Source organism: Pontibacter sp. 13R65 (assembly GCF_047525655.1).
Lineage (GTDB): Bacteria > Bacteroidota > Bacteroidia > Cytophagales > Hymenobacteraceae > Pontibacter.
On sequence record NZ_JBLIQL010000007.1, the window covers coordinates 55,246 to 67,491 of the forward strand.

General features: G+C 46.8%; 13 protein-coding genes. 12 read left to right on the forward strand and 1 reads right to left on the reverse strand.

Translation table 11 applies throughout. The annotated features are described in order from the left end of the window. Positions 1–110 precede the first annotated feature (110 nt). The 9 genes from odhB (at position 111) to ACMA1I_RS10685 (ending at position 7,763) form a co-directional block, all read left to right on the forward strand. Positions 111–1,691, forward strand: coding sequence for a 2-oxoglutarate dehydrogenase complex dihydrolipoyllysine-residue succinyltransferase (odhB, locus tag ACMA1I_RS10645; protein WP_337068308.1), 1,581 nt, complete (start codon positions 111–113; stop codon positions 1,689–1,691). A gap of 37 nt (positions 1,692–1,728) precedes the next feature. After that, positions 1,729–2,091: a four helix bundle protein gene (locus ACMA1I_RS10650; protein ID WP_337068309.1), complete on the forward strand. Its 363-nt coding sequence runs from the start codon at positions 1,729–1,731 to the stop codon at positions 2,089–2,091. A gap of 30 nt (positions 2,092–2,121) precedes the next feature. Then, positions 2,122–3,525, forward strand: coding sequence for a dihydrolipoyl dehydrogenase (gene lpdA, locus ACMA1I_RS10655; RefSeq protein ID WP_337068311.1), 1,404 nt, complete (start codon positions 2,122–2,124; stop codon positions 3,523–3,525). A 787-nt stretch (positions 3,526–4,312) separates the two neighbouring features. Further along, the gene (locus ACMA1I_RS10660; RefSeq protein WP_337068312.1) at positions 4,313–5,149 is read left to right on the forward strand and encodes an ABC transporter ATP-binding protein; all 837 of its coding nucleotides are present in this window, start codon (positions 4,313–4,315) and stop codon (positions 5,147–5,149) included. Between the two features lie 3 nt (positions 5,150–5,152). Continuing rightward, positions 5,153–5,326: a hypothetical protein gene (locus tag ACMA1I_RS10665; protein ID WP_337068313.1), complete on the forward strand. Its 174-nt coding sequence runs from the start codon at positions 5,153–5,155 to the stop codon at positions 5,324–5,326. A gap of 38 nt (positions 5,327–5,364) precedes the next feature. Next, positions 5,365–6,114, forward strand: coding sequence for a hypothetical protein (locus ACMA1I_RS10670; protein ID WP_337068314.1), 750 nt, complete (start codon positions 5,365–5,367; stop codon positions 6,112–6,114). 1 nt (position 6,115) lies between these two features. Continuing rightward, positions 6,116–6,484, forward strand: coding sequence for a GntR family transcriptional regulator (locus ACMA1I_RS10675; RefSeq protein WP_337068315.1), 369 nt, complete (start codon positions 6,116–6,118; stop codon positions 6,482–6,484). 48 nt (positions 6,485–6,532) lie between these two features. Next, positions 6,533–6,730, forward strand: coding sequence for a hypothetical protein (locus ACMA1I_RS10680; RefSeq protein ID WP_337068316.1), 198 nt, complete (start codon positions 6,533–6,535; stop codon positions 6,728–6,730). Between the two features lie 232 nt (positions 6,731–6,962). Beyond that, on the forward strand, positions 6,963–7,763 hold the full coding sequence (locus tag ACMA1I_RS10685) for a nuclear transport factor 2 family protein (protein ID WP_337068317.1): 801 nt from the start codon (positions 6,963–6,965) through the stop codon (positions 7,761–7,763). A 41-nt stretch (positions 7,764–7,804) separates the two neighbouring features. On the opposite strand, the gene ACMA1I_RS10690 is transcribed toward ACMA1I_RS10685, so the two are convergent. Next, a complete protein-coding gene (locus tag ACMA1I_RS10690) occupies positions 7,805–8,386 on the reverse strand; it encodes a hypothetical protein (RefSeq protein ID WP_337068318.1) in 582 nt (193 codons plus the stop codon). A 320-nt stretch (positions 8,387–8,706) separates the two neighbouring features. On the opposite strand from ACMA1I_RS10690, the gene ACMA1I_RS10695 reads away from it, so the two are divergent. From ACMA1I_RS10695 to ACMA1I_RS10705, 3 genes are all read left to right on the forward strand, one after another. After that, the gene (locus ACMA1I_RS10695) at positions 8,707–9,426 is read left to right on the forward strand and encodes an ABC transporter ATP-binding protein (RefSeq protein WP_337068319.1); all 720 of its coding nucleotides are present in this window, start codon (positions 8,707–8,709) and stop codon (positions 9,424–9,426) included. 218 nt (positions 9,427–9,644) lie between these two features. Beyond that, complete coding sequence (locus ACMA1I_RS10700; RefSeq protein ID WP_337068320.1) at positions 9,645–10,889, forward strand: ABC transporter permease; 1,245 nt, start codon at positions 9,645–9,647, stop codon at positions 10,887–10,889. Positions 10,890–10,995: 106 nt separating this feature from the next. Continuing rightward, complete coding sequence (locus ACMA1I_RS10705; protein ID WP_337068321.1) at positions 10,996–12,246, forward strand: ABC transporter permease; 1,251 nt, start codon at positions 10,996–10,998, stop codon at positions 12,244–12,246.

The following is a 12,246-nucleotide window of genomic DNA, read 5'->3' on the forward strand; positions in this document are numbered from 1 at the left end:
AGTACAGGAGGAGGGAATGATAATAGCCGGGCTCATAGCAAGAAGCTTTTTCTAATCATTCTCCTCCTGTATTCGTAATCCTTAATTCGTCATTCATAATTGAAATAAATATGAGTTTAGAAGTAAAAGTGCCTGCCGTAGGCGAATCTATAACCGAAGTAACAATAGCCCAGTGGCTGAAAAAGGACGGTGATCGCATAGAAATGGATGAGGTGATTTGTGAGCTGGAATCTGATAAAGCAACATTCGAATTGCCCGCCGAAGCTGCAGGTATTTTACGGATAGTAGCGCAGGAAGGCGACACCATAGAAGTGGGAGCCCTTATCTGCAAAATTGAGCAAAATGGCGAGGCTTCGGCCAGCCCGGCTGCTCCAGCCGCCGCCTCTGCTCCAGCAGAAGCTTCTGCCCCAACCGCCGAAGCAGCCCCTGCCGCACAAGAAGGAGGCACAGGCGAAACAATAGAAATGAAAGTTCCTACTGTAGGCGAATCTATAACAGAAGTTACCATTGCCAACTGGCTGAAAAACGATGGCGATCGTGTAGAAATGGACGAGATCATTGCGGAGCTGGAATCTGATAAAGCTACATTTGAGCTGCCTGCCGAAGGTGCCGGTACCTTGCAGATTGTAGCGCAGCAAGGCGATACCATCGAAATTGGAGCTACTATTTGCCGCATTGTGGCAGGTGCTGGCAGTGCTGCTGCTAAACCAGCTGCTCAGCCAAGTGCTTCGGCATCCCAGCCTGGGGCGCAACCAGCTGCTGCTACAGGCTATGGCAACCAGACTTATGCTTCTGGTACACCTTCGCCGGCTGCCGGCAAAATACTTTCTGAAAAAGGAATTAACCCAGCTGATGTACAGGGTACCGGCCGTGATGGTCGCATTACCAAAGAAGATGCTCAAGGTGCTCAGAAAGCTGCCGCTAAACCAGCTGCTGCTGCTCCGGCACCTGCTGCGAAGCAAGAGGCTGCGGCACCGGCTGCCACTGGCGAACGCAACCAGCGTCGCGAAAAAATGAGCAGTCTGCGCAAAACAGTTGCCCGCCGACTGGTGCAGGTTAAAAATGAAACGGCTATGCTCACTACCTTTAATGAGGTAGACATGAAGCCGATCATGGACATCCGTGCCAAGTATAAAGACAAGTTCAAAGAGAAGCACGAAGTAGGCTTAGGCTTTATGTCGTTCTTTACGAAGGCTTGTACTGTAGCACTGCAGGAGTGGCCAGCTGTTAATGCCATGATCGATGGCAATGATATGGTGTTCAACGATTTTTGCGATATATCTATAGCAGTTTCTTCTCCAAAAGGGCTAGTAGTGCCGGTTATCCGTAACGCGGAGCAACTGACGCTGGATGGTATTGAGAAAGAAGTTATTCGTTTGGCTAAGAAAGCCAGAGATGGTAAACTTTCTATCGAGGAAATGACAGGAGGTACCTTTACCATCACCAACGGGGGTGTTTTCGGTTCTATGATGTCTACCCCGATTATCAATGCGCCGCAGTCTGCCATACTAGGTATGCACAACATCGTGCAACGCCCTGTAGCCATCAACGGACAAGTAGAGATTCGTCCGATGATGTACCTGGCCCTGTCTTACGATCACCGCATCATCGACGGCCGTGAGTCAGTAAGCTTCCTGGTAAGGGTGAAAGAACTCCTGGAGGACCCTATGCGCCTATTGCTTGGAGTGTAACTCCAAATTAAAAATTCAAAATTAGAAATTAGAAATTGTGGGGGAGGAGAGGCAGAATGTGATCTGCGACAAAAGTTACGCTTTTGCGCTGCGCATTATAAAGCTTCATAAATTCCTGACAAGTGAGCAAAAGGAGTTTGTGCTATCAAAACAGCTTTTGCGGAGCGGAACATCTATAGGTGCCAATGTTGAGGAGGCTCTTGCTGCAAGTTCTAAAGCTGATTTTGTTAATAAACTAAATATAGCCGCGAAAGAGGCACGGGAATCATCGTACTGGCTGCGCCTTCTAAAGGACAGCCAGTATATTCCTGAAAATGGGTTTGATTCCATTCATAAGGATTGCCTGGAAGGTAGAAAGATTATCAGCAAAATTTTTATTACGACCAAATCAAACTCATAATTTCTAATTTTTAATTTCTAATTTGAAAAAATGAAATACGATGTAGTAGTTATCGGTTCGGGACCTGGCGGGTACGTGGCAGCGGTTCGTTGTGCGCAGGTAGGTCTTAAAACCGCTATCGTTGAAAAATATACTGTATTAGGTGGTACTTGCCTGAACGTGGGCTGTATCCCTTCTAAAGCACTGCTGGACTCTTCGGAGCACTACCACAACGCAGCGCATACCTTTGCAACACATGGCATCGACCTGGAGAACCTGCAGGTAAATATCCAGCAGATGATCAAGCGGAAGGGAGAAGTAATAAAATCGAACAACGACGGCATTGCTTACCTGATGAAGAAGAACAAGGTTGATACCTACTACGGCCTCGGTTCTTTTGTGAGCAAAAACAGAATTAAGGTTACCGGTGTAGATGGTAATGTGCAGGAGATAGAGACAGACAACACTATTATTGCGACAGGTTCTAAACCTACTTCGCTGCCATTTTTGCCAGTGGACAAGAAGCGGATCATTACTTCTACAGAGGCTTTGTCTTTAACAGAAGTGCCAAAGCACATGGTGATTATTGGTGGTGGCGTAATCGGGCTAGAGCTTGGATCGGTATATGCCCGCTTAGGTTCTAAAATTACGGTAGTGGAGTTTATGGATTCTATTATCCCGACCATGGACCGGGCACTAGGTAAAGAACTGCAGCGTGTGCTGAAGAAAACACTTGGGTTCGAGTTCTTCTTCAGTCACAAAGTAACCGGAGCTACTAACGAAGGCGATGTGGTAAAAGTAACAGCCGAAAATCCGAAAGGAGAGACGGTGACGTTTGAGGGTGACTACGTACTGGTATCAGTGGGTCGTAAGCCTTACACTGAAGGTCTTGGTCTGGAGAATGCAGGCGTGCAGATGGGCGACCGTGGCATGATTGCCGTAAACGATCACCTCGAAACAAATGTGCCTGGTATTTACGCTATTGGCGACGTAGTACGTGGCGCTATGCTGGCACATAAAGCCGAAGAAGAAGGCGTGCTGGTGGCAGAGCAGATCGTAGGGCAGAAGCCACACATCAACTACAACCTGATACCAGGTGTGGTATATACCTGGCCAGAAGTAGCAGGTGTAGGCTACACTGAGGAGCAACTGAAGGAGCAAGGTCGTGCCTTTAAATCCGGTTCGTTCCCATTCAAAGCCTCTGGTCGTGCCAAAGCTTCTATGGACACCGATGGTTTTGTGAAGGTGTTGGCCGATAAAGAGACAGACGAGATTCTGGGCGTGCACATGATTGGGCCACGCGCCGCCGACATGATTGCAGAGGCAGTAGTAGCCATGGAGTTCCGGGCATCGGCAGAAGACATTGCCCGCATGAGCCATGCGCACCCAACCTACACCGAAGCCATGAAAGAAGCCTGTTTAGCAGCTAGCGAGAACAGAGCTATTCATATCTAAGCTTAGTTTCTATTGCTATAAACCAGCAGCGCCACCTCTACAGGGTGGCGCTGCTGGTTTATAGGCATATTTAATTGATGTTAAAATTAGATCACTACTGCGAGTTTTCAGCTCGTGATTATCATGATGGTGTCTTTAGGGGTAACTCAGCATAAAGTCGGTCTGCCTTTATGCTGAGTTACCCCTAAAGACACTTTGGAAGAGAATGTCCTCCTCTGAGTAGGTCAGAAAAGTACTTATGAGCATCAATGTGTTCTTCGCAACTCGAAAACTTGCTCTATTTATACCACGAGCTAAAAGCTTGCGGGAGAGAAGGTGTTAGGCTCAAATGTTTCTAATGAAAAAGCCCTTCCGGAGGCTGTTTGAGTAAAATTGTCATAGGCTCATCTTTATACAAAAGCACATTCTGCATTAGTCACCAATCAAATTAGCGGCTAACGACCTGCCTACCCTTAGGCGTTAGCAGCAATACAAGACTTTGGAAGGCCAATTTTATTAGAATAATTCAAGGGTGATTGGTGCAGCTAGTACACCTCCAATTTTTCATTCAGCCTCTTATTCGCCTATCTTTCGAAGCTTTTATTAATTTATTTACCTCTCAGGGCTTCTCTCTTTTAGTAGTGTAAGTGCTTAATTCATAGTGTATAGGCGCTTTCTTCGTCTTTTTTGCTCTGTTTCTGTTCTACTAAAAAATATTTTCTAAAAATAATTTGACATTATCAAAACCTCTTGTACATTTGTAGTGTACTAAGTAACTAGTACACTACTACAACAAATAGATAAAACTATGATAGCCTTAAAAGATATTCAGTTCAGCTACAAAAAAGGCAAGCCACTTTTTGATCGTCTGAACCTCACCTTGCAGCCCGGGTTTATTTATGGTCTGCTGGGTAAGAACGGAGCCGGCAAGTCCTCGTTGCTAAAGCACATGGCTGGTTTGCTCTACCCAAATAGTGGCGAGTGCCAGGTGTTTGGGCACAAGGCGCAAGACAGAAGCCCGATTCTGCTTCAGGATATTTATGTGATACCTGAGGAGTTCGAGTTGCCCGGCATCACCATTGCCAGCTATGTGAACAACAACGCCGTGTTCTACTCCCGGTTCGATTATAACCAGATGGAGGCTTACCTGGATGAGTTCGGATTGCCTCGTACCACCAAACTCTCGAACTTGTCGTATGGCCAAAAAAAGAAGTTTCTGATTGCTTTTGGCCTTTCAACCAATGCCCGCCTGCTTATACTCGATGAGCCAACGAACGGCTTGGACATACCTTCTAAAAGCCAGTTTCGCAAGATTATGGCTTCTGCATTAGACGAGGAGAAGCTGATCATTATTTCTACGCACCAGGTGCGCGACCTCGAGAACCTGATTGACAACATTGTGGTGCTGGAGCAGGGTAATATCATCTTTAACCAAAATATGGCAGATATCTCGGAGAAAGTAAGTTTTGAGTATAACCTGAATGGCGTGCCGGAAGATGAGGTGCTGTATGCCGAAGAGCTGCATGGCCGCAGAGCAGGTATCATCAAAAACGTGTCGGGTGTTGAGACCCGTGTGGACATGGAGCTGCTGTTTAATGGCATCATAAGAGATGCAGCCACCATTAACAGGCATTTTGCTAACTAAGCCATGAAAACAGCAATTCTTAACCTCCGCAAACTGCGCTTTGCTGCTGGCCGGTACCTGCCTTTACAATCGTTGGGAGTGGCTGCGGCAGCCGTATCCTGCGGCCTGGTAGTGCAGTCGGGCAGTGTGAACTTTGCTTATCCCTTAGAACTGTTGCTTAACGATTTAATAAAATGAATACGACCATACCTCTGACCTTAGTACAATCTAAAACTATGAATCCTGTATTTGACCTCGGCCGGCTGGGCTATTTTATAAAGCGCCAGCTGAATCTGAACCTGAACTCCCTCTGGATTGCCATCATAGCTGTTTTCGGTACGCTGCTAATTATCTCTGCTCTGTTTGCCTACTTCAACCGCGAAGATGCCGAAGTACTGTATGGCTTGCGCAATCTGTACCTGGTAGCCTTCTTCCTATCGGGGTATGTTTTTACCAGTATGGTTTTCAGCGAAATGAATTCACCTAAAAAGAGCTATGCTTTTTTTACCCTGCCAGTTTCTAATCTAGAGAAACTGGTAGGAGGGTGGCTGGTGTCGGCACCTGTGTTTGTGGTGTTCTATGGCCTCATAACGCTGCTACTGGCCTTCTTCAGCTCAGCACTGGCGCAACAGCCGGAGGTATTCCCGCATTTGTTCGACCACAACGTCTGGGTTTGTGTAAAGGTGTACCTGGTAACACAGTCGATTTTCTTTTTGGGTGCCTGCACCTTTAAAGGCAATAATTTCCTAAAAACGCTGCTGGCTCTGATTATATTTGCTTTTATCATAACTCTTTACGGTAGCACCTTAGGCTACCTGTTGTTCAATAGCGAGGGGCAAGTAGTAACTGAGCAGACCATGAACCCAGCGCTAAAAGATAAATTCGACTTTATCTTCACGCAGATCATTCCCTTTATATTCTGGTACCTTTTAGCTCCTTTTATGTTAGTGGTATCTTATTTTAAACTTCAAGAAAGGCAGGTGTAAGATGGAATTCAGAGAAACCCAGGCTATTTATCTTCAGATCGCAGAACGTTTTTTCGAGAACATACTGCAAAAGAAATGGGTCAGCGGAGATAAAATACCTTCTATAAGAGACATGGCAGTAGAGTTTGAAGTGAACCCCAACACTACTATGCGAACATTCAATTTTTTACAAGATAAAGGTGTGATCTATAACAAGCGCGGCATAGGCTACTTTCTGGCCGACGATGGCCTTGAGAAAACGATCGCCCTTAAAAAGGAACAGTTTCTACAGGAAGAGCTACCGCTATTTTTAAAGACCATGCAACTGTTAGGCCTCTCGCTCGACGACCTGAAGAAGTACGAGCAGCAATACCCACTCTCAGATAACTGATTCTTGAACTGACAAAAAGATTGATTCTTCACTTAAACGAAAAACAAAATGGCTACAAGCAATAAACTTCTGCTGGGCTTGCTCATAACAGTGCTGCTTTTTATTACAGTGTTAATGAGTATAGGCAAATACCACGGCATCGGGTCTCATGTAAATTTAGATTTCGATAAGGAGACAGAGGTACCAGCACCACCTACTGCACCAGAGGCACCTGAAGCCCCGGCTGCTCCCGAGCCAGCTGAGTAACTGAATAACTGCTCCCATACATCGCTCCAAAACTATGAAAAACTGAATACCGGAAACCGAATTGCCTGAAACAGGCCAGTCAGGTTTCCGGTATTTTCTCTCCTCAAATTGCTTCCTCCGTCTGGTAACCATTTTCTTGTCGTTTACCAGTCCTCCAGCCTTAAGATCCAGGTAGTGCTGTTGCCTCACAACACGAACACTGCCACCCAAGCCAATTTAAAAATATACAACTATGAAAATCAGTAAAAAAAGCTTATTTGCTTCGGCCATTGTGCTGTTGCTTTGCTCCTTTCCTCAGCTGTTGCTAGCTCAAAAAAATAATGAAATAACAGTAGAAGAAACTATTCTAAAACTGGATAGCACCTTTTGGGTGGCTTATAACAACTGCAATACTAAGCAGATGGAACAGTTTATAGCAGACGATGTAGAGTTTTACCACGACAAAGGCGGCCCCACCTTTGGCTTACAAAGATTTAGTGCTAACACCAAAAGTAATTTGTGTGGAAATCCTGATTTCAGGCTGCGGCGCGATGTTGTTAAAGGAAGTGTAAAGGTTTATCCGCTTACTAAAGAAGGTACTACTTATGGTGCCATCATTTCAGGTGATCATGAGTTTAGTGTACTCGAGAAAGGAAAGCAGGAGAGAGTGGACGGCCTGGCAAAATTCACACACCTCTGGATACTAGAGTATGGCAGCTGGAAAATGAAGCGCATCCTTAGCTACGACCATGGGCCGGCACCTTTCCGAATCACCAAAAAAGAAATGCAGCTTCCTGACAAGCGGCTGAGCGAATTTGTAGGGAAATACATAGGGCCGCATGCTGGCAGTATGATTGTAGAGAAGGGTGATAATAATTTGGTTATAATATCAAACAACCAGCACTTAAAGCTCTATCCGGAAGCAGACAATCTGTTTTTTTCGAAAGAGCGGGACCTGACGTTTGAGTTTACCAGATCTGGAAAGAGAAAGATTGCCGGCATTATTGTTCGTGAAAACGGGGCAGTGGTAGAAGAAGCCATTATTGTAAAATAGCACGATGAGAAGCCGCTTATTCAAAAAGTGGGCCCAGAAAATTAACCAGGCTCCATTGGCTGAACCAGATTCAGCAGTGCGGCAGCGCCCGTTCCTTCTGTAGCCTCAAATGCTTTTATGGGCGGAAGCCCCAGCCACTCCTGCCGTAGCTGGTTTACAAGATTTAACGTGAAGGCTGTTGTGCCATGTTTCTGCCTGTAAATAGCCAAAACTATAGCTGTTTTAAGTGTATTAGCTTTGAGCCGAATAGTATGAGTAGCGTAGCGGGCGGGGTGTAGGTGCACATGCCGCCCCTCCTCCAGGCCCCAGCGCAGCACCCAGTCGCTGCTATCGGATAGCGTAAGTAGTCTGTAGCCGGCGCTTGTCTGTTGTAGAAACACCTGGTAAGGGGCGGGCTCCAACACCTGCTGTTCCTCTAACAGTGTTACCACCTCCTCTGCCAGCTGCCTTGCCGACAGTTGCCCCAGGTAGAAATCTAACTGAGAACTGCCAATGGTTTGTAGAGCAGCCTGTTGCTCAGCCGCAGAGGCTGCCGCACCTCGCCCTATAAACTCCCGGATGTAGCCCAGATGGTGCTTGAGCGGGTGGAAGAGAACAGGCTTTGGCAGCTGTGGTGCGTGCATAAACTGTTGGGTTTTAACAATTAAGATTTGACTCTATTGCCGGAGCCTGAGCAGCAGGAGTAAAATACTTTTAGCCGCAGGCAACCTTGCTTATAGATCCAGCATCCTATAAGCAATTCTCCTGAAACGTGTGGGCGCAACGGGTGGTTTAGCTGCCTATATGGCCCGTTTCGAAGTGCATTTCTTCGCATTTGTAGACAAAGTAAGGCTATAGGTCGATATTTAGCTGCGGTAAGTATAAGATTTATAAATAGTTGGCTAGAATCCGGTACCTTGTATAGCCCATTAGCTTTTTTTGTGTCACCCATTTCCCTGTTGCGATGATCCAGTTAAACAACATCCAGAAATATTATACTGTGGGGCATAACAAGCTGCATGTGCTCAAGGGCATCGACATGCACGTGCAGGAGGGGGAGCTGGTTTCGATTATGGGATCTTCGGGCTCAGGCAAATCTACACTGCTCAATATTTTGGGCATTCTCGACGATTACGACATAGGCGAATACATGCTGGCAGGAACTCTTATGAAGAACCTTTCGGCTACCAAGGCTGCATATTACCGCAATAAATTTTTAGGCTTTGTGTTTCAGTCGTTTAACCTGCTGTCGTTTAAAAATGCCATGGAAAACGTAGCCCTGCCGCTGTACTACCAGCAGGTCGGGCGCAAGCAGCGCAACAAGCTGGCGCTGGAGTACCTCGACATGGTAGGGCTGAAAGATTGGGCGGAGCACTCGCCAAACGAGATGTCGGGAGGGCAGCGGCAGCGTGTGGCCATTGCTAGAGCCCTTATTTCGCAACCCAAGCTTATTTTGGCCGACGAACCAACCGGCGCCCTCGATACCAAGACCTCTTACGAAGTAATGGATATCTTTAAAGAAGTGAATCGCAAAGGCATGACGGTAGTAATTGTAACACATGAAAATGACATAGCCGACCAAACAGACCGCATCATCCGGCTCAAAGACGGACTTATTGTAGAGGACATAACAGAAGCAGAACAAAGCCCCCATACCAAAACAACAGTTTTCTCAGGCAAATAGAATTTTGCTGGCACCCATCATCCTATGGCACTCAGTGCCATAAACACCTCCGGAAGGGCAAAATCATTAGAATAATCTGGTTATTGATTGTTCAATTTTCTACTGGTTAAATTATTGAAATACGAACAGGCGAATTTTGAAAGCACGTGCTTGAAGAAAATAGACTTTCAAGTACCTGAAGCCCAGTATCTAGCACCTCTAATCTAATATCTAAAAGAATGTTCGATTTAGACAAATGGCAGGAAATAATAGGTACGATGCGGAAAAACAAACTCCGCACCTTCCTAACCGCGTTTGGCGTGTTTTGGGGTATTTTTATGCTAGTGCTGCTGCTTGGAGCCGGTAAGGGGCTGGAGAAAGGAGTGATCAACCGCTTTGGCGATGGTGCCAAAAACAGCCTGTATGTGTTTACTGGCAAAACAGCAGTGGCCCACCAGGGCATGGCTCCCGGACGGGAAATAAAGTTCACCAACGAAGACCTTAAAGCTATAGACCGCGAAATTGCCAACATCAATATTCTGGCTCCCCGCAACAGGGTGTTCGGAGAATATACCATTAATTACCAAAAGCAATTTGGCTCTTACCAGGTGTTTGGCTCCGAACCCGATTTTCTGGAGCTAAATGGTGAGCGGGCATTCCGGGGCCGCCTGCTCAATAAGTTCGATGAAGACGAAAAACGCAAGGTGGTGGTGCTGGGTGAGCAAGCTAGCAAAGTCCTTTTTCTGGAAGAAGATCCTATTGGTAAATATGTGGCCATTCAGGGTATTCAGTTCAAGGTAGTCGGTACTTTTAAAGTGAAGGGTAACAACAGCGGCCGTCGCGAAGAAAGAGCCTACATTCCGTTTTCGACGATACAGGCTGCCTTTAACCAGCCTAACCAGGTGCAGATGATGGCGCTAACGGCCCAACCTGGTGTAAGTGCCAAAGCTATGGAAGACCGCATCCGGAATCTGCTGGCGCAGCGGCACAAGTTCTCTACAGAAGATGTACGGGCGCTCGATATCAGCAACACCGAAACAGAGTACCTGAAACTAATGGGGCTCTTTGGCGGCATTCGCATCTTTGTCTGGATTGTAGGCATCGGTACGTTAATAGCCGGCATTGTAGGTGTTAGCAACATTATGCTCATTATTGTAAAAGAGCGTACCCGCGAAATTGGCATCCGAAAGGCCTTGGGAGCTACGCCATTTTCTATTGTTAGCCTTATTCTGCAGGAGTCGGTGGTGATAACGGCTTTTTCAGGTTACCTGGGGCTGGTGCTGGGAGTGGGGCTGCTCGATCTGGCGCGCTATGCCATAGAGTCGTCGGGGGAGGAGATGCCGTTTTTTGCCGCGCCTGAGGTAGACCTGGGTGTGGTGCTGGCAGCCACGTTTATACTAGTCGTTTCCGGCGCCCTGGCCGGTTTGGTGCCAGCCTTGAAAGCAGCCCGTGTAAAGCCTATAGAGGCGCTTATGGCAGACTGATAATGAGTTTAAAGTTAAGAGTTAAAAGTTTAGAGTTAAAATGGTAATTCTTTTTCCTTACGATTCCACAAAAAGGTCTAAAATCTAGTATCTAAAGTCTATCAGCATGATCGACATCGACAAATGGACCGAAATTTATAGCACCGTGAAGCGGCATAAAATGCGCACGGCTTTAACGGCCTTTGGCGTGTTTTGGGGTATTTTCATGCTGGTGCTGTTGCTGGGGGCTGGCAAAGGGCTGGAAAACGGGATCATGAAAAATTTCGATGTGGCCAAAAATGCTGTGTTCGTCTGGACACAACGCACCAGCGTGCCGCACAAAGGGCTGAAGGCCGGCAGGTTTATTCAACTCACTAATGATGATATGGCTGCCATAAAAGCCAGTGTTCCGGAAGTGGGCGTGCTGGCACCGCGTAGCCAGCTAAACGGCGACTTTACTGTGTCGAGAGGTACCAAAAGCTCTTCGTTTAGTGTGAATGGCGAATACCCCGATATGCTACAGGTTATTTCGATCAATATGGTTTCGGGCAGGTTCGTAAATATCCGCGACATTAAGGAAAAACGCAAAATTGCAGTAATTGGCCCACGGGTGCAGGAGGTGCTGTTTGGCAAAGACGCTAATCCTATTGGCGAATACATCAACATAAAAGGAAGTTATTTTTTAGTGGTGGGCACCTTTAAACCCAAAAGTTCCGACGAAGATGGGCAGCATGATGCACAGGTTATCTTTATTCCGCTCACAACGCTACAGCAAACTTTTAACCAGGTGAACAAGGTGGGCTATATGGCTTTAACACCTAAGGACGGCATACCAGCCAAGGTGGCAGAAGAAAAGGTGAAGACCCTGCTCATGCAGCGGCACCAGGTGGCGCCCCAGGACCTGAAAGCCTTTGGGTCGGCTAACATAGAAGAGGAGTTTAAAGACATGCAAGGGCTGTTTACGGGCATTGCGCTTTTTAGCTGGTGGGTGAGCATCGGAACCATTATAGCAGGCATTGTAGGAGTAGGCAATATTATGCTGATTGTAGTGAAGGAGCGGACAAAGGAGATTGGTATTCGCAAGGCCCTTGGCGCTACACCTTGGTCTGTTATCAGCATGATCATTCAGGAGTCGGTAGTTATTACAAGCCTGGCAGGCTATTTCGGTTTACTGGCAGGAACAGGCCTGATAGCAGGCATAGATTATGCCATGACGAAATTTAGTGTGGAAGCAGGCTTTTTTGGTAACCCCGAAATTAATGTAACCATTGCGCTTACTGCTGTTGTGGTGCTGGTGATAGCCGGAACCATTGCAGGGTTGGTGCCTGCTACTAAAGCTGCCAGGGTAAACCCGGTGGTGGCCCTGCGCGACGAGTAA

What these genes read in the sequence shown, in the direction of transcription:
- ACMA1I_RS10665 (WP_337068313.1), top strand. Translation starts at nt 5,153, where the DNA reads ATGAAAACAGCAATTCTTAACCTCCGCAAACTGCGCTTTGCTGCTGGC.
- ACMA1I_RS10680 (WP_337068316.1), top strand. Translation starts at nt 6,533, where the DNA reads ATGGCTACAAGCAATAAACTTCTGCTGGGCTTGCTCATAACAGTGCTG.
- ACMA1I_RS10700 (WP_337068320.1), top strand. Translation starts at nt 9,645, where the DNA reads ATGTTCGATTTAGACAAATGGCAGGAAATAATAGGTACGATGCGGAAA.
- ACMA1I_RS10705 (WP_337068321.1), top strand. Translation starts at nt 10,996, where the DNA reads ATGATCGACATCGACAAATGGACCGAAATTTATAGCACCGTGAAGCGG.
- lpdA (WP_337068311.1), top strand. Translation starts at nt 2,122, where the DNA reads ATGAAATACGATGTAGTAGTTATCGGTTCGGGACCTGGCGGGTACGTG.
- ACMA1I_RS10675 (WP_337068315.1), top strand. Translation starts at nt 6,116, where the DNA reads ATGGAATTCAGAGAAACCCAGGCTATTTATCTTCAGATCGCAGAACGT.
- ACMA1I_RS10670 (WP_337068314.1), top strand. Translation starts at nt 5,365, where the DNA reads ATGAATCCTGTATTTGACCTCGGCCGGCTGGGCTATTTTATAAAGCGC.
- ACMA1I_RS10690 (WP_337068318.1), bottom strand. Translation starts at nt 8,386, where the DNA reads ATGCACGCACCACAGCTGCCAAAGCCTGTTCTCTTCCACCCGCTCAAG.
- ACMA1I_RS10660 (WP_337068312.1), top strand. Translation starts at nt 4,313, where the DNA reads ATGATAGCCTTAAAAGATATTCAGTTCAGCTACAAAAAAGGCAAGCCA.
- ACMA1I_RS10695 (WP_337068319.1), top strand. Translation starts at nt 8,707, where the DNA reads ATGATCCAGTTAAACAACATCCAGAAATATTATACTGTGGGGCATAAC.
- ACMA1I_RS10685 (WP_337068317.1), top strand. Translation starts at nt 6,963, where the DNA reads ATGAAAATCAGTAAAAAAAGCTTATTTGCTTCGGCCATTGTGCTGTTG.
- odhB (WP_337068308.1), top strand. Translation starts at nt 111, where the DNA reads ATGAGTTTAGAAGTAAAAGTGCCTGCCGTAGGCGAATCTATAACCGAA.